Annotated in this window: 18 protein-coding genes; 8 read left to right on the forward strand and 10 right to left on the reverse strand. The window is 41.4% G+C overall.

The genetic code is table 11. The annotated features are described in order from the left end of the window. The first annotated feature begins 3 nt into the window (after nucleotides 1-3). Nucleotides 4-351: a thioredoxin gene (locus tag PG086_RS05005; RefSeq protein WP_270747986.1), complete on the forward strand. Its 348-nt coding sequence runs from the start codon at nucleotides 4-6 to the stop codon at nucleotides 349-351. A gap of 33 nt (nucleotides 352-384) precedes the next feature. Here PG086_RS05005 and PG086_RS05010 read toward each other — a convergent pair whose 3' ends face one another. From PG086_RS05010 to PG086_RS05045, 8 genes are all read right to left on the reverse strand, one after another. Beyond that, on the reverse strand, nucleotides 385-1,194 hold the full coding sequence (locus PG086_RS05010) for an MBL fold metallo-hydrolase (RefSeq protein ID WP_001290612.1): 810 nt from the start codon (nucleotides 1,192-1,194) through the stop codon (nucleotides 385-387). A 1-nt stretch (nucleotide 1,195) separates the two neighbouring features. Then, nucleotides 1,196-2,545 carry a cell wall metabolism sensor histidine kinase VicK gene (gene vicK, locus PG086_RS05015; protein ID WP_109290054.1) on the reverse strand — a complete coding sequence of 450 codons (1,350 nt, stop codon included), beginning with the start codon at nucleotides 2,543-2,545 and terminating at the stop codon, nucleotides 1,196-1,198. Beyond that, entirely contained in the window at nucleotides 2,538-3,245 is a 708-nt protein-coding gene (gene yycF, locus PG086_RS05020) for a response regulator YycF (RefSeq protein ID WP_167265570.1), read from the reverse strand. Before yycF ends, vicK begins: the two co-directional genes overlap by 8 nt. A 69-nt stretch (nucleotides 3,246-3,314) precedes the next feature. Beyond that, nucleotides 3,315-4,481, reverse strand: coding sequence for an A/G-specific adenine glycosylase (mutY, locus tag PG086_RS05025; protein ID WP_270747990.1), 1,167 nt, complete (start codon nucleotides 4,479-4,481; stop codon nucleotides 3,315-3,317). A gap of 82 nt (nucleotides 4,482-4,563) precedes the next feature. Beyond that, nucleotides 4,564-5,538 (reverse strand): phosphate acetyltransferase, encoded by a 975-nt coding sequence (pta, locus tag PG086_RS05030; protein ID WP_000451563.1) that lies wholly within the window; start codon nucleotides 5,536-5,538, stop codon nucleotides 4,564-4,566. A gap of 43 nt (nucleotides 5,539-5,581) precedes the next feature. Then, nucleotides 5,582-6,478: an RluA family pseudouridine synthase gene (locus PG086_RS05035; RefSeq protein ID WP_167265566.1), complete on the reverse strand. Its 897-nt coding sequence runs from the start codon at nucleotides 6,476-6,478 to the stop codon at nucleotides 5,582-5,584. Then, a complete protein-coding gene (locus PG086_RS05040; protein WP_167265564.1) occupies nucleotides 6,475-7,293 on the reverse strand; it encodes an NAD kinase in 819 nt (272 codons plus the stop codon). The genes PG086_RS05035 and PG086_RS05040 overlap by 4 nt, the downstream gene beginning before the upstream one ends. Further along, nucleotides 7,277-7,948, reverse strand: coding sequence for a GTP pyrophosphokinase (locus PG086_RS05045; protein WP_167265563.1), 672 nt, complete (start codon nucleotides 7,946-7,948; stop codon nucleotides 7,277-7,279). Before PG086_RS05045 ends, PG086_RS05040 begins: the two co-directional genes overlap by 17 nt. A 128-nt stretch (nucleotides 7,949-8,076) precedes the next feature. Between PG086_RS05045 and PG086_RS05050 the strand changes: the two genes are divergently transcribed. The 7 genes from PG086_RS05050 to PG086_RS05080 all read left to right on the forward strand — a co-directional run bounded on the left by PG086_RS05050 (nucleotide 8,077) and on the right by PG086_RS05080 (nucleotide 12,800). Next, on the forward strand, nucleotides 8,077-8,646 hold the full coding sequence (locus PG086_RS05050) for a CYTH domain-containing protein (RefSeq protein WP_167265561.1): 570 nt from the start codon (nucleotides 8,077-8,079) through the stop codon (nucleotides 8,644-8,646). A 67-nt stretch (nucleotides 8,647-8,713) separates the two neighbouring features. Next, complete coding sequence (locus PG086_RS05055; RefSeq protein WP_167265559.1) at nucleotides 8,714-9,673, forward strand: ribose-phosphate diphosphokinase; 960 nt, start codon at nucleotides 8,714-8,716, stop codon at nucleotides 9,671-9,673. Nucleotides 9,674-9,682: 9 nt separating this feature from the next. Then, nucleotides 9,683-10,798 carry a cysteine desulfurase family protein gene (locus PG086_RS05060; protein WP_270747992.1) on the forward strand — a complete coding sequence of 372 codons (1,116 nt, stop codon included), beginning with the start codon at nucleotides 9,683-9,685 and terminating at the stop codon, nucleotides 10,796-10,798. 4 nt (nucleotides 10,799-10,802) lie between these two features. Next, entirely contained in the window at nucleotides 10,803-11,150 is a 348-nt protein-coding gene (locus PG086_RS05065; RefSeq protein WP_000863519.1) for a DUF1831 domain-containing protein, read from the forward strand. A 6-nt stretch (nucleotides 11,151-11,156) separates the two neighbouring features. Further along, on the forward strand, nucleotides 11,157-11,360 hold the full coding sequence (locus tag PG086_RS05070; protein WP_270747993.1) for a DUF4649 family protein: 204 nt from the start codon (nucleotides 11,157-11,159) through the stop codon (nucleotides 11,358-11,360). A gap of 93 nt (nucleotides 11,361-11,453) precedes the next feature. Beyond that, nucleotides 11,454-12,095 carry a redox-sensing transcriptional repressor Rex gene (locus PG086_RS05075; protein ID WP_000653419.1) on the forward strand — a complete coding sequence of 214 codons (642 nt, stop codon included), beginning with the start codon at nucleotides 11,454-11,456 and terminating at the stop codon, nucleotides 12,093-12,095. Nucleotides 12,096-12,110: 15 nt separating this feature from the next. Beyond that, nucleotides 12,111-12,800 (forward strand): gamma-glutamyl-gamma-aminobutyrate hydrolase family protein, encoded by a 690-nt coding sequence (locus PG086_RS05080; RefSeq protein ID WP_268723953.1) that lies wholly within the window; start codon nucleotides 12,111-12,113, stop codon nucleotides 12,798-12,800. Here PG086_RS05080 and radC read toward each other — a convergent pair. Beyond that, the gene (radC, locus tag PG086_RS05085; protein WP_033606399.1) at nucleotides 12,797-13,477 is read right to left on the reverse strand and encodes a RadC family protein; all 681 of its coding nucleotides are present in this window, start codon (nucleotides 13,475-13,477) and stop codon (nucleotides 12,797-12,799) included. The genes PG086_RS05080 and radC overlap by 4 nt on opposite strands. 42 nt (nucleotides 13,478-13,519) lie before the next feature. Further along, nucleotides 13,520-15,811, reverse strand: coding sequence for a DNA helicase PcrA (gene pcrA / locus PG086_RS05090; RefSeq protein WP_270747995.1), 2,292 nt, complete (start codon nucleotides 15,809-15,811; stop codon nucleotides 13,520-13,522). Nucleotides 15,812-15,851 lie beyond the last annotated feature (40 nt).

Here is a 15,851-nt window from a genome sequence, read left to right on the forward strand (position 1 = left end):
CTCATGGAACAATTTTTAGAAAATATTAAAGATCTTGAAGTCACAACTGTTGCCCGTGCTCAAGAAGCACTTGATAATAAAGAAACTGCAACCTTCTTTATCGGTCGCAAAACTTGCCCTTACTGCCGTAAATTTGCTGGTACATTGGCAGGTGTCGTATCTGAAACCAAAGCCCACATCTACTTCATCAACAGTGAAGAACCAAGCCAACTCAATGAATTGCAAGAATTCCGCTCACGTTATGGAATCCCAACCGTACCAGGCTTTGTCCACATCTCTGATGGACAAATCAATGTCCGTTGTGACTCTTCCATGTCCGCACAAGAAATCAAGGAATTTGCTGGATTGTAAAAAATATAAAAAAGAAGGCACTCGCCTTCTTTTTTATATATCTGTCAATGGTGTTGCAGTATCTGGGGAAGTGTCGTAAACTTTAAAGTCTACTCCTACTCCCAGATCAGCTTGTGCTAGCTGGTTAACCATGGTCATATGAGCCAGCTCCTTGATATTGTTTTCCTTAGACAAATGTCCTAGATAGATTTTCTTGGTTCGATTTCCCATTGCACGAATCATGGCCTCAGCACCATCCTCGTTAGAGAGGTGACCGAGATCCGATAGAATTCTCTGTTTGAGACGCCAAGCGTAAGATCCTGCTCGCAAGATTTCTACGTCGTGGTTGGATTCGATGAGATAGCCATCCGCATTCTCGACAATTCCTGCCATACGGTCACTGACGTAACCTGTATCGGTCAGCATGACAAAGCTCTTGTCGTCTTTCATAAAGCGGTAAAACTGGGGTGCTACCGCATCATGGCTAACCCCAAAACTCTCAATATCAATATCGCCAAAGGTTTTGGTTTTACCCATTTCAAAAATATGCTTCTGCGATGAATCCACCTTACCGAGGTACTTGCTATTTTCCATAGCCTGCCAGGTTTTTTCATTGGCGTAAAGGTCCATACCATATTTGCGAGCCAATACACCAACTCCATGAATATGATCTGAATGTTCATGCGTAATCAAAATAGCATCCAAATCTTCTGGCTTACGATTGATTTCGCTCAAAAGACTGGTGATTTTCTTACCAGACAAGCCTGCATCCACTAAGATTTTCTTTTTTGGAGTTTCCAGATAAAAGGAATTTCCACTGGAACCTGATGCTAAAATACTGTATTTAAAGCCTTTTTCACTCATTCTAGTCTTCTATTTCGTCCTCCCATATTTCTTCTTTTACGGCATCCTTATCATAAGGGAGCACTATGGTAAAGGTTGAGCCCTTACCGTATTCGCTTTTTGCCCAAATAAAACCATTGTGTTGTTTGATGATTTCTTTCGCGATAGCCAGACCCAGACCAGTTCCACCTTGAGCACGACTTCTTGCGCGATCCACACGATAAAAACGGTCAAAAATCCTAGGCAAATCTTGTTTCGGAATCCCAAGACCTTGGTCAGAAATTGACAAGATCATCTGGTCATCCGTGGTTTTCATGCTGACCGTAATCTTCCCACCATCTGGGGAATACTTGATGGCATTGTTAAGAATATTATCAATCACCTGGGTCATCTTATCCGTATCAATCTCAATCCAAACTGAAGTTATTGGATAATCTCTCACTAGCTCATATTTTTTCTCTTCATCCTGATTTCTCATCTTATCAAAACGGTTGAGGATAAAGGTGATAAAGGCTGTAAAGTTAATCAACTCTACATCCAGTTTACTAGTCGCATTGTCAATACGAGAGAGATGTAAGAGATCTGTCACCATCCGCATCATACGGTTGGTTTCATCGAGTGAAACCTTGATAAAATCAGGAGCAACAGGATCATACAGGGCTCCCTCGTCTAAGGCTTCGAGATAAGATTTAACACTGGTCAAAGGAGTACGCAACTCATGACTGACGTTCGAAACAAAGAGTCTCCGCTCACGCTCTTCCTTCTCCTGCTCGGTCGTATCATGCAAAACGGCAACCAAACCAGAGATGAACCCAGACTCGCGGCGGACAAGGGCAAAACGTACACGAAGGCTCAAATATTCACCATTAGCATCCTGAGAATCAATCGTTAACTCAGGAATCTGTGTAATCAAATCACGCAGCTCATACTCATCTTCTATCTTAAGCAATTCGAGGATGCTTTTATTCAGAACATCTTCTTTCTGCACACCGAGCTGTTTCTTTGCCATATCGTTGATCATAGTAATCTGGCCACGGCGATTGGTCGCAAGAACGCCATCTGTCATGTAAGAAAGAATACTATGCAACCTTTTACTCTCTTGTTCCAGATTTTCTTGGGTCAAACGAATAACTTCTGACAAATCATTCAGGTTATTGGTGATGTTGGTGATCTCTGTACTACCTTGCAAGTCCAAAACTTGAGAATAATCACCTGCAATTAAATCCTTGACCTTCTGATTTATCTCTTTTAACCGGATGTTATCCCGACGATTTTCCAGCAAGAGCAAGGTCACCACTAGGATAAAGCCAAGTAAAATCAGGATAAAGATAAAATCACTGGTCAGAATAGTTTGTCTAATATCTTCAATCATTATTTTTCATATAGTAGCCAACACCACGACGTGTGAGGATATACTCTGGACGGCTTGGTGTGTCTTCAATTTTCTCACGCAAACGTCGGATAGTCACATCCACCGTACGAACATCACCAAAATAGTCATACCCCCAGACAGTCTCAAGCAAGTGTTCACGCGTAATCACTTGTCCAATATGAGAGGCCAAGTGATACAAGAGTTCAAACTCACGGTGGGTCAAATCTAATTCCTCACCATATTTCTTAGCCACGTAAGCATCTGGAACGATTTCCAAATCACCAATTTGTAAGGGCTGCGTCTTCTTCTCATCAGACTCTTGGTTATCTACTGAAACTAGATCTGTACGACGAAGCAGAGCCTTGACACGTGCTTGCAACTCACGATTTGAGAAAGGTTTTGTAACATAATCATCTGCACCTAACTCCAAACCGATAACCTTGTCAAACTCGCTATCCTTAGCTGAGAGCATGATAATCGGCACACTGCTAGTCTTACGAATAGCTTTAGCAACTTCTAAACCATCAATTTCAGGGAGCATCAAGTCGAGGATAATAATATCCGGTTGCTCAGCTTCAAATAGCTCAATTGCTTCACGACCATTAAATGCGGTTACAACTTCGTAACCTTCCTTGGTCATATTAAACTTAATAATATCCGAGATTGGTTTCTCATCATCTACAATTAATATTTTTTTCATTTTATCACCTTTTCTCTATCTATTATAACAAAAAAATACAAAGAAGGCACAAATGGCTACTGTAAGCCTTCATATTCGAGAGTTGTTTTTATAAGCCTGCCAAATTTTTTGTTGAGGTTTAGCCAGTGGATAATCAGAAAACTCCTGAGGAGAAACCCAACGAACTTCTCTGTCAGAAAACTGTTTCGAATCTGTCACTTGACCTGCTAGGATTTGAATATGCCATTTCCGATGACTAAATACATGCTTGACCTGGTCAAATACTTGCTGGGACCAATTCACTTCTAAATCATAATCCTGCTCAAAGTTTTCTTGAGGGCTTGGTCCAAAAGCCCTGTTTTCCTCTTTGACTTGAGAAAAGAGATCTAGTTGATTATCATCGCTAGAGAAATCGTCAACTTCAATCAGTGGGAAATGCCAAAAACCAGCTAACAGTTTCTCACTTTCATTTTTCTCTAGTAAATATTGACCACGGTCATTGCACACAACCAAAGCCTTGAGATAGATTGGGAGGGGCTTTTTCTTGGGTTCTTTAATCGGATATACATCCATAGTTCCATTCTGATAGGCTGCACTAAAGTCCTTAACAGGGCTTTCTTCTGGTCTAGGATTAACTGGCGCCTCTATGTCAGAACCTAAATCCATCAGAGCTTGGTTAAAGTCTCCTGGCCGTTCTGGGTCAATCAATATTTCCATCATGGCTTGGAAAATCTTTCGATTACTGGGAACTCCGATATCATGATTAACCTCAAACAAGCGTGCCAAAACCCGCATGACATTGCCATCGACCGCTGGCTCGGGCAAGTTAAAAGCAATACTGGAAATTGCCCCCGCAGTGTAAGGGCCAATTCCTTTCAGGCAAGATATTCCTTCATAGGTATCTGGAAATTGCCCCCCAAAGTCAGATATAATCTGCCGAGCTGCGGCCTGCATATTGCGTACTCGAGAATAATAGCCCAAACCCTCCCAAGCCTTCAACAGACGCTCTTCAGGGGCATTCGCCAAACTTTCTACTGTTGGAAACCCGTCCAAGAATCGTTCGTAGTATGGAATAACTGTATCCACTCTGGTCTGCTGGAGCATGATTTCAGATACCCAGATGTGATAAGGATTTTTACTTCTCCGCCAAGGCAAATCTCGCTTGTTTTCATCATACCAGTTGAGGAGTTTTTCACGAAAAGACATAATCTTCTCCTCCGGCCACATGATGATACCGTATTCTTTCAAATCTAACATATATCTAGTATAACATAGAAGCTTCTAACTGTCCTTTTCTCAGTACTAAAAAGCCTCTTCCCATGGGAAAGAGGACTAAATCTTATTGATGAACTGCTTGAGCTGCTGTGATAAGGGTCAACTTGTACACATCATCTGCATTACATCCACGAGAAAGGTCGTTAACAGGTTTGTTCAAACCTTGCAATACAGGACCTACAGCCGCAAAACCACCGAGACGTTCTGCAATCTTATAGCCAATATTCCCCGCTTCGATACCAGGGAAGATAAAGACAGTTGCTTGCCCAGCAACGTTACTTCCTGGAGCTTTCAATGCTGCAGTTTCAGGGTGGAAGGCCGCATCAAATTGCAATTCTCCATCGATTTCAAGGTCAGGACGCAAATCGTGTGCAATTTTTGTTGCTTCAACAACTTTATCAACACTATCACCAAAACCTGAGCCTTTAGTAGAGTAGCTCAACATTGCAATTTTAGGTTCGATGCCAAACATTTTAGCTGTAATAGCTGAGTTGATAGCAATCTCAGCCAAGGCTTCCGCATCTGGATTGATATTAATGGCACAGTCACCAAATAGGTAACGTTCCGTACCACGAACCATGAGGAAGGCACCTGACGTACGAGTAACGTTTGGACGAGTTTTAATGATTTGTAGGGCTGGGCGAACTGTTGAGGCAGTTGAGTGAATAGCTCCTGACACCATACCGTCAACCAATCCCAAGTATACTAGCATCACACCAAAGTAGTTGACATCTTCAACCAAAACTTTACGCGCTTCTTCTTCAGTCATTTTGCCCTTACGACGCTCTACTAAGGCAGCAACCATTTCTTCGAATTGAGGATAGTGTTGGGGATCAATTACTTCATAACCATCCATGATCCCTTCGATTTCAAGATAAATTTTGATTTTTTCTGGGTTCCCAAGCAAAACAGGAACAACTTCTGTTTCTTTTACCAAGCGTTTTGTTGCCTGAAGAATACGAGGTTCTTCCCCTTCAGGGAGAACAATACGAGCATTTTTGCCAACTAGGTTGGCTTTGAGATTTTCAAAAACTTCCATGAGTTTTCTCCTTTAAGAAAATAAATTATACTCCAAATAGATTTTAAAGAGTATTAGTTGATAACTGAGTAATAAGATTGCTGAAATCATCCGGTAAGGGGCTTTCTAGTTGCAAATCGTGCTCTAGAAAGGGATGATAAAAAGATAAATAATGACAATGCAAGGCCTGACGCTGAATGCCGTCGTCTAAGCTTCCTCCATAGAGATCGTCTCCTAAAAGAGGAAAACCGATGTGAGAAAAATGCACTCGGATCTGATGAGTTCGTCCAGTATGCAGTTGAATATCGACCAAGTGAATATTTCCGTAAGAAGCTACAACTTTATATGATGTATGGGCGTATTTCCCACCCTTGGCAACTCGTCTCGTGATAATGGAATCTTCATCACGCGCAATCGGGGCGATAATCTCCCCTTCAGTCTCCAAGACACCAGCTCCTTTAACCAAAGCAAAGTAGCGTTTCTCGATAGACTTTCGTTGCAGTTGCTTGTCTAAACGTGCATGAGCGTAGCCGTGCTTGGCAAAAAGCATCAAACCAGATGTATCTCTATCTAGCCTAGTCACGATGTGAACTTGCTGGTTTTCATAATTTTGCTTGACATAGTAGCCCTTGATAAAATTGGCAATGGTATTGGAGTGATTGACACTTGGGATGGATGCTACTCCATAAGGCTTATTTAAAACCAGAAAATGGTCATCCTCATACAAGATATCTAGAGGACGATCAATGGCTTCAAGAGTTTCAAAGCCTTCCTCTGCTGGAATATCAATGATAACCCTGTCTCCAACATCTAAGAGATAAGTCGCATTTTGAGGTTGATCATTGACCAAGATAGCCCCACCTCGAAACTTTATCTTAGCCAACAGTCCTTTAGAAACCTCGTGTTTCTTAAGAAAGGTTTTGACTTTGACATGTTCATCTGCGATAAATTCAAACCTCATTCGTCCACCTCGCCGATGAAGGCATCTTTGACACGATTCCAGAAACTAGTGTGACTTGGAGTCGCTACGAAGTGAATCTTATGATGGTCGATTTGATACTCAACCCGTTCGATATTACGGAAGGAATAGATACTATTGTCAACCGATAACGTGTGATAGTCATTACGAGTCGGTAAGAGTTCAATCTTATCTTTTTTGGGAATAATGATTGATGATCCCAGAGTGCGATAAACTCGGTTATTAAGACTCGCTATTTCTGTCAGTTGCAAGGCTTCAATAGTAGGGTGTAAAACAGCTCCCCCCAAGGACTTGTTATAGGCAGTGCTTCCCGTCGGCGTTGAAACAGTCACTCCATCTCCACGAAATCGCTCGAACGGAACATGGTTAATGATGATATCCGCAACCATGGTCCGGTCTGATCGACGGATACTCGCTTCATTTAAGGCCCGGAAGATTTTCACTTCTCCATTTTCAAGCGTTACCTTGACATTCAAAACAGGATAGGAAACTTTGGCTCCAGTATCTAGTAGGAGATTGGTAACCAACTGATCCAACTCAAAATCGCGATAATCTGTATAAAATCCCAAGTGTCCTGTATGTACGCCAATAAATCGAACTTTATCTAACTGATTCTCATACTTATGAAAGGCAGACAAAAGCATCCCATCCCCGCCAATCGAAATAACGATGTCGGGATTGGTATCATTAATTATAAAATGCTGTTTTTTGAGTTTTTCTCTCAGTTTATGTAAAACTTTCTGACTCTGTGGCTTTCTATTAGCTATGAGGTCAACTCGTTTACCTGTATTCTTCATCTGTATCGTCACTATTTCCTACACCGTCGTTTAGTTTTCTACTCAAAGGATCAAAGAGAGCCTGCGCTTCCTGAATGTCATCTCGAATCTTCCCCATTTCTTCATCTAGTTGATGAGCAATTTTGGCCGTGATTTCTAGTCTTTTTTTGATTTCTTCTGGGAAATCCCCCTGATACTTATAATTGAGCGAATGCTCAATGGTAGCCCAGAAATTCATAGCCAAGGTCCGGATTTGAATTTCAGCCAGAATCGTCTTGACACCACTGATGGTGTCAACTGTATACTCTACCACCACATGATAGGAGCGATAGCCCGAAGCCTTCCGATGGGTGATATAATCCCGTTCCTGAACGACTCTCATATCATGGCGTTTGCGTAAAATTGCAACAACCTCCTGAACATCATCTACAAATTGAACCATGACACGCAGCCCTGCGATATCTTGCAGGTCATTTTCCAGAGTTGCATAAGTAATTCCTCGACGAGCCATTTTTTCTTTGATACTTTCAATCGGCTTCACCCGTCCAGTAACAAACTCAATCGGAGAGTGCTTGTTTTGTTTACGATATTGTTTTCGAATTCCACGAAGCTTAATCTTCAATTCACCAACAGCTTGAATGTAAGGATCTAAAAATTCTTCCCATTCTATGGTCATATTTTCTCCCTTGTAATGTTTGATTGCCCTGTCGAAAATCTTTGATTTTTTCAGTACATTCGTATACAATAAATACATTGTACATTATACCATAAATCGCTTTCAAAGATATAGAAAAGGTTAAAAAAATGAAACATTTAGAAATTGAACTGAAAACACTACTGAAAAAAGAGGATTACGATCATTTAAAAGAACAGTTTTCCCATATCCAACCCGTCCTACAGAAAAACTACTACATTGATACACCTGATTTCCAATTGCGTGAAAAAAAGGTTGCCATGCGCATTCGCATCTTTTCAGATTGGGCGGAGTTGACCTTGAAAGTGCCACAAACTGTAGGAAATATGGAATACAATCAGAAACTGAATCTTCCAGAGGCTGAATCTTACCTAGAAAAACAAATACTTCCTCAAGGACTCGTTCTAGAGAAGCTCACTAAGATTGGCATTGAAAGTCATGATTGGCTTATTCTAGGTTGCCTTTCAACCCTTCGTTACGAAATGGAAACGTCGATTGGTCTAATGGCACTAGATGAAAGTCACTACTTTGATCATACAGACTACGAACTGGAGCTAGAAGTCACCGATCACGAGGAAGGAAAACGAGATTTTCAGCAATTTCTTTCAGAAAATGGTATTACTTACCAAAAAGCTCCTTCAAAATTAATTCGTTTTATTAAAAGCATGAAAAAATGCTGAAATAATCTCCATTTTTTGGTAAAATAATGAAGATAAAATATTTAGAGTTTACAGAGGACGGTCTATAATGTCAGATAGAAACAACATGAAACTTTTTGCACTTAATTCCAATCATGAAATTGCACAAAAAATCGCGGAAACAGTTGGGGTACCTCTCGGAAAATTATCTTCTCGCCAATTTTCTGATGGTGAAATCCAGGTCAACATTGAAGAGAGTGTCCGTGGTTACGATGTCTACATCATCCAATCAACCAGCTACCCCGTTAGCAACCACTTGATGGAGTTATTAATCATGGTTGATGCTTGTGTACGTGCAAGTGCTCATAGTATCAACGTTGTCCTTCCTTACTTTGGTTATGCTCGTCAGGATCGTATCGCTTCTTCTCGCGAACCCCTCACTGCAAAACTGGTTGCAAATATGCTTGTCAAGGCTGGTGTAAGTCGTGTTCTAACACTTGACCTCCACGCTGTTCAGGTTCAAGGTTTCTTTGACATTCCAGTAGATAACCTCTATACAATTCCTCTCTTTGCTAAACACTACAGCGATAAAGGGTTGCTGGGATCAGATGTCGTTGTTGTTAGTCCAAAAAACTCTGGTGTCAAACGTGCCCGTAGCTTAGCTGAATATTTAGATGCACCAATCGCAATCATCGACTATGCTCAAGACGATTCAGAGCGTAGCCAAGGCTATATCATCGGTGATGTTGAAGGCAAGAAGGCCATTTTGATTGATGATATCCTAAATACTGGACGTACTTTCTCAGAAGCAGCAAAAATAGTCGAACACGGAGGTGCTACTGAGATCTATGCCGTATCTAGTCACGGACTCTTTGTAGAAGGAGCTGCTGAACTTCTAGACGCGACTAACATTAAAGAAATCCTTGTGACAGACTCTGTAGCAACCAAAGAAAGAACTCCAGAAAATGTATGTTATATCACCGCTAGCGAATTGATTGGTGATGCCATCGTCCGTATCCACGAAAGAAAACCAGTTAGCCCACTCTTTGCATATAATAGAAAGGAATAAGGTGATTCTTTGATCTATTTGGACAATGCTGCTACTACTCCAATGTCAGCAGTAGCTCTCGCAGAAATGACCAAGGTCATGCAAGAAACCCATGGGAATCCTTCAAGTATTCACAGTCATGGTCGCCATGCTGGTAAACTACTCCGTGAAGCCCGTCAGGAGTTAGCTCACTTACTAGGAACCAAGCCACAACGAATCTTTTTCACATCTGGGGGAACAGAGAGTAACAATACAGCCATTATCGGCTATTGTCTCCGTCATCAAGAACGTGGCAAACACATCATCACCACAGCTATTGAACACCATTCTGTCCTTGAAACCATTGATTATCTGGTTCAACATTTTGGCTTTGAAGCTACCATCATCCAACCAGTAAATCAAGAGATTACGGCGCAGCAGATTCAAGAAGCTTTACGTGACGATACCATCCTCGTTTCTACCATGTATGCCAATAATGAAACAGGTAGTCTCTTACCTATCGCTGAGATTGGACAGGTTTTAAAAGAACATCCTGCTGCTTATCATGTTGATGCTGTTCAAGCTATCGGAAAAATCCCTATCCATCCAGAAGAATTAGGAATTGATTTCCTTAGCGCTTCTGCCCACAAATTCCATGGGCCAAAAGGAGTCGGCTTTCTTTATGCTTCTTCCGCGGACTTTGATTCCTACCTTCACGGTGGAGACCAAGAACAAAAGAAACGGGCTGGAACAGAAAATCTCGCTGCCATTGTAGGCATGGTCGCCGCTCTTAAAGAGGACTTAGAGCAGCAAGCTGAACATTACCAAAAACTAGAGGGATTAAAATCTGCTTTTCTAGATGAGATTGCAGATCTAGAATACTATCTCAGCGAAAGCCAACACCAGCTTCCTTATGTTATCAACATTGGCTTTCCTGGTCAAAAAAATGATTTGCTCTTGCTACGGTTAGACCTTGAAGGAATTTCAATTTCTACCGGTTCGGCTTGTACTGCTGGTGTCGTGCAAACCAGTCATGTGCTTGGAGCTCTTTATGGACCAGATTCACATCGTTTGAAAGAATCTGTCCGTATCAGTCTCTCTCCCTTTAACACTGAGGAAGAACTGATACAACTCGCACAAACCTTAAAAAATATTATTGGAGATTAATCTAATGGCATTCGAAAAAACCATTAAACTACAAAACTGCCGCTACGACTACACACTTAGCCCATCTGTCAAAAAATTCACGCTCAAAGACAATACTTTCTTTGAAACAAAAGTTGGAAACTTCGAACTAACTCGTCTGCTTGAGAAAGTACCTAACAGCGGTGAAGGCTTCAACCTAAAAATCATCATCAATAAAGACCTTACAGGTGCTAAACTCAACATCACTGACAAATCTGGCCTTCGTTTGGTGAATATCTTTAAATCAGAAGATCACCATATTCACCAAGAAAAATTCTACTTCCTCATGGACAGCCTTGTAGAACGCGGAATTTTCACAAAAGAAGAAAGATAATTTGCTATGTATCGACTTACCTATCAAGATAACTATCACGTAGAACGTACACTTGAATATAAGGATTACGAAGAGCTTATGTTATCTCTATCAGGTTGTGTAACTCTTTCGGATACATTCCTAGTTACCTCATTAACCTTTGATGATAAAGTTATCTATCAAGGATTGGTCGGAGATCTCTACCGTTTTCTATCACAAGCTAATTTTTAAGACTAAAACTAAGATTTTCTTAGTTTTTTCTTGTTTTTGTTGATTTTTTCACAATGTTTCTATAAAATAGAAGAATAGAAAGGTTGTGGTTTTGTGAAAGATAAACAGTCTGCTATTCCAAAAGCAACAGCAAAAAGACTCTCTCTCTACTATCGAATTTTCAAGAGATTTCATGCAGAAAAAATTGAACGTGCCAACTCCAAGCAAATTGCAGAGGCTATTGGTATCGATTCTGCGACTGTTCGTCGTGATTTTTCCTATTTTGGTGAACTAGGTCGTCGTGGTTTTGGTTATGATGTTAAAAAACTGATGACTTTTTTTGCTGACCTCCTAAATGACAACTCCATTACCAATGTTATGTTAGTTGGAATTGGGAATATGGGGCATGCCCTTCTCCACTATCGCTTCCATGAGCGTAACAAGATGAAAATCATCATGGCATTTGACCTAGATGACCATCCAGAAGTTGGAACCCAGACACCTGATGGAATTCCAATCTATGGTATCTCTCAAATTAAAGAAAAAATCAAAGAAGCAGATGTTAAAACTGCTATCCTAACTGTTCCAAGTGTTAAATCACAAGAAGTCGCCAATCTTTTGGTCGATGCAGGTATAAAAGGTATTCTCAGTTTTTCCCCTGTTCACCTCCACCTTCCAAAAGATGTGGTCGTTCAGTATGTCGATTTGACAAGCGAACTCCAAACCCTCCTCTATTTTATGCGTAAAGAGGATTAGAAAGCGAAAGCATTTATGAAAAAACCAGTTATTGGGATTACAGGAAATGAAAAAGCTCATCCAGATGATGATATCATGATGAGCTATGCAGCAAAGGGCTTTGTTGAAGGAGTCAAGGACGCTGGCGGAATTCCAATCATCCTACCGATTGGTGATCAAGAAATGGCTACCCATTACATCAGTATCATTGATAAGCTCATCCTAACGGGTGGGCAAAATGTTGATCCAAAATACTATGGCGAGCCTAAAACCATTGACAGCGATGACTACCATCTTCAAAGAGACCAGTTTGAATTAGCCCTTATCAGAGAAGCGACTAAACAGAAGAAACCAATTTTCTCTGTTTGTCGGGGTACTCAACTTTTCAATGTCGCCATGGGAGGCACGCTACACCAAGATATCGAGGATCATTGGCAGGACTGTTCAGCCGAATACACGACCCAACGCCTCGTAACGGAACCTGATACAATTCTCCGAGAGATCTATGGAGAAATATCTCATATCAACTCCTTCCACCACCAGAGTATTAAAGATTTAGCTCCTAATCTTAAGGTTGTAGCACATGATCCTAAAGATGGAATAATTGAAGCTGTGACAACTACGGACGGCTTTCCTTATCTTGGTGTTCAATGGCATCCTGAATTTCTCTTTGAAAATCGCCCCAAAGATAAAACATTGTTTGACTATGTTGTTAATGAACTCTAAATCAGATCCGTCTTTTCACGGTAACTAAAGTAATCCGAGTGCGAGACAATCAGATGGTCCAAGAAAACGATTCCCATCAGCTCGCAAGCTTCCTTGACTAACTTAGTGACATGGTCGTCATTTCGACTAGGAGATACGGCACCGGATGGATGATTGTGAACGAGAATCACAGAGGTAGCCATATGCTTGAGGGCATAGTGAAGGATTTCTCTCGGTTCAGCAATACTGCGTGTCGCAGATCCGATAAAAATAGTTTGCTGATGAATGATTTGATTTTGAGTATTGAGATAGAGCGCCACTAGGTGCTCTTGTTTTTTATCGCCGAGTTCCTGTTGCATTTTCTTAGCTAGCTTTTGACTGCTGAGAATACTTTCCATCTCAAGGGTTTCATGTTTGTGAATGCGATGCCCCAGTTCAATCACTGCTTGTAGTTCAATGGCTTTAATCCGTCCAATACCAGACAGACTCTGCAATTCCTGCAGGGTCATTTTTTTCAAATCAGTTAGACTGTTGAGACTATTCAAGACTTTTTGAGCAACTTCAAAAACGTTGGCATGACGTGTTCCAGTTCTGAGTAGTATAGCTAGCAATTCTTGATTGCTCAGTGCCTCTACTCCTTCTTTAACCAGTCTTTCTCTAGGCAAAAGTGAATCTTCTTGGAATGAAATACTGTACATAAAAATCCTCCTCACTTTATTATTCGTGAGAAGGATGGAAAATTAGATTTTTTTCTCAATTGGGGCAACACTAGCTAGGAGTTTTTTCAGACCCACTTCTGGGAAATTGATTTTCAATTCCTGAGTAGCGCCACTACCCGACACTTCAAGGACTGTTCCTTCACCCCACTTTTTGTGAAGGGCAATATCCCCAATAGACCAGTTGGTATCGCTCGTATCATTTTTATTTTCAGCTGCAAATTGTCCAAATGGGAGACCACTTGACTGGATAGAGCTTGGTGCGGCATTGCGTTTCCGTTCTTGAAGGGCCTGAGCTAAGCTCATACCTTGACCGAAAGCAATCCCACCACTGCTATAAGAAGCCTTAAAACTAGTATTCGCTGGTCGAGCCAAGCCTTGATAGTCAAGCAAGTCCGAACTAATTTCATTGATAAAACGAGTCGGACGATTGTAGTTGGTACGACCGAAAAGCAAGCGTGAGTTGGCGTTGGTCAGATAGAGAATTTTTTCAGCGCGTGTGATACCGACATAGGCCAAACGGCGTTCTTCTTCCAGCTCATCAGGATCTTCAGCCGCACGGCTAAGCGGAAAGACATTCTCCTCCATCCCAATGATAAAGACAACCGGAAACTCGAGTCCCTTAACAGCGTGCAAGGTCATCAAGGTCACTTCTGATGTCTCCTGACTGCCTGAATCTGTGTCTGCGATTAAAGCTAAGTCATTCAAGAAACGACTGAGTTTGTCCAAACCAGTTTCTTCTTCCTGGCTATCAGGATTGTCGTCAAAGTTTTTGGTAACAGAAAGAAATTCCTCGATATTTTCAACCCGAGCCTTGCTCTCTAAGGTTGCCTGAGCATTAAGATTATCGACATAACCTGTTTTTTCTAGAACAGCTTCCACTAACTCGGTGATAGTTAATTGATCCAGTTTTTCCCGCAAATCCAAAATCATATTGGCGAACTCCCAGATAGACTGAGCTGCCTTACCCTTGATACCAGATAACATGATATTGGCTGAAGCGTCTAGCATGGACATCTCTTGTAGGTTAGCGAAGTCGCGGATTTTCTCAACGGTTCCTGGGCCAATTCCGCGTTTAGGTTCGTTAATAATGCGCTCAAAACTGATATTATCACTCAAATTAGCAATAAGATTAAGGTAGGCAATAATATCGCGAATTTCCTTACGGCTGTAGAACTTGGTCCCTCCAACCATAGTATAAGGAATATTGGACTTGAGCAGGGCTTCCTCAATAGTACGAGATTGCGCATTGGTTCGATAAAGAACTGCAAAGTCTTTGTGAAGGAAGTTTTGACTACGACCAAGTTCGTCGATAGTTTTTGCTACAAAAACAGCCTCATCTTGTTCGTCATTTGCGCGATAATAAACGATTTGCTCTCCATCCGCATTCTGGGTCCAGAGATTCTTGGGACGGCGGTTTTTATTGTTTTTGATGACGTCGTTGGCCGCTTGGAGAATGGTTTTAGTTGAACGGTAATTTTCTTCCAACAAAACTACCTTGGCGTTAGGGTAATCTTTCTCAAAATCCAAGATATTCTGCATATCAGCCCCACGCCAACCATAGATAGACTGGTCCGCATCACCGACTACGCAGATGTTTTTAAAGCGTGAAGCTAAGAGTTTGACCAGTTGGTACTGGGCATGGTTGGTATCTTGGTACTCATCCACGTGAATGTACTGGAACTTCTGCTGGTAGTAGGTCAAGACATCAGGATTTTGATCAAAAAGACGCAGGGTCAACATGATTAAATCATCAAAGTCAACGGACTCAGACTGACGAAGCTCTTTTTGATAGGCTGTGTAACACTGGGCCACGATTTGCGTGTACATATCTCCAGCTTGGGCAGCATAAGCCACATCATCAATCAAGTCATTCTTAGCATTGGAAATAGTCCCCAAAATGGTTCGTTCATTCCATTTTTTAGGGTCCAAGTTTAATTGCTTGAGAATACGCTTCATAAGAGTTCGTTGCTCTCCTGGATCTATAATGGTGAAGTTCCGATTGTAGCCAATATGATCCGCATCGCGACGTAGGATACGAACACACATGGAGTGAAAGGTCGCAATTAGGCAGTCCTGTGTTGCTGGATTGAGCCCATAGGCACGCTCCTTCATCTCACGCGCAGACTTATTGGTAAAGGTAATGGCCAAGATATTCCAAGGATTGACCATCTTTTCATCAATCAAGTAGGCGATTCTGTGAGTTAAAACACGAGTCTTTCCAGAACCAGCCCCCGCCATGATTAACAAGGGCCCTTCTGTCGTTTGCACCGCCTCAGCCTGACGGTCATTCATTCCATTCAATAATGCGTTCATTTTCTCTTCCTTACTCTTGAAGTCAATGTTTCTATTATAT

Origin of the sequence: Streptococcus halitosis, from assembly GCF_027691175.1 — a bacterium.
GTDB classification, from domain to species: domain Bacteria; phylum Bacillota; class Bacilli; order Lactobacillales; family Streptococcaceae; genus Streptococcus; species Streptococcus halitosis_A.

Bases quoted from the DNA above. Each gene is read 5' to 3' on its own strand.
- PG086_RS05005 (WP_270747986.1), top strand. From the start codon at position 4: ATGGAACAATTTTTAGAAAATATTAAAGATCTTGAAGTCACAACTGTT.
- PG086_RS05010 (WP_001290612.1), bottom strand. From the start codon at position 1,194: ATGAGTGAAAAAGGCTTTAAATACAGTATTTTAGCATCAGGTTCCAGT.
- vicK (WP_109290054.1), bottom strand. From the start codon at position 2,545: ATGATTGAAGATATTAGACAAACTATTCTGACCAGTGATTTTATCTTT.
- yycF (WP_167265570.1), bottom strand. From the start codon at position 3,245: ATGAAAAAAATATTAATTGTAGATGATGAGAAACCAATCTCGGATATT.
- mutY (WP_270747990.1), bottom strand. From the start codon at position 4,481: ATGTTAGATTTGAAAGAATACGGTATCATCATGTGGCCGGAGGAGAAG.
- pta (WP_000451563.1), bottom strand. From the start codon at position 5,538: ATGGAAGTTTTTGAAAATCTCAAAGCCAACCTAGTTGGCAAAAATGCT.
- PG086_RS05035 (WP_167265566.1), bottom strand. From the start codon at position 6,478: ATGAGGTTTGAATTTATCGCAGATGAACATGTCAAAGTCAAAACCTTT.
- PG086_RS05040 (WP_167265564.1), bottom strand. From the start codon at position 7,293: ATGAAGAATACAGGTAAACGAGTTGACCTCATAGCTAATAGAAAGCCA.
- PG086_RS05045 (WP_167265563.1), bottom strand. From the start codon at position 7,948: ATGACCATAGAATGGGAAGAATTTTTAGATCCTTACATTCAAGCTGTT.
- PG086_RS05050 (WP_167265561.1), top strand. From the start codon at position 8,077: ATGAAACATTTAGAAATTGAACTGAAAACACTACTGAAAAAAGAGGAT.
- PG086_RS05055 (WP_167265559.1), top strand. From the start codon at position 8,714: ATGTCAGATAGAAACAACATGAAACTTTTTGCACTTAATTCCAATCAT.
- PG086_RS05065 (WP_000863519.1), top strand. From the start codon at position 10,803: ATGGCATTCGAAAAAACCATTAAACTACAAAACTGCCGCTACGACTAC.
- PG086_RS05070 (WP_270747993.1), top strand. From the start codon at position 11,157: ATGTATCGACTTACCTATCAAGATAACTATCACGTAGAACGTACACTT.
- PG086_RS05080 (WP_268723953.1), top strand. From the start codon at position 12,111: ATGAAAAAACCAGTTATTGGGATTACAGGAAATGAAAAAGCTCATCCA.
- radC (WP_033606399.1), bottom strand. From the start codon at position 13,477: ATGTACAGTATTTCATTCCAAGAAGATTCACTTTTGCCTAGAGAAAGA.
- pcrA (WP_270747995.1), bottom strand. From the start codon at position 15,811: ATGAACGCATTATTGAATGGAATGAATGACCGTCAGGCTGAGGCGGTG.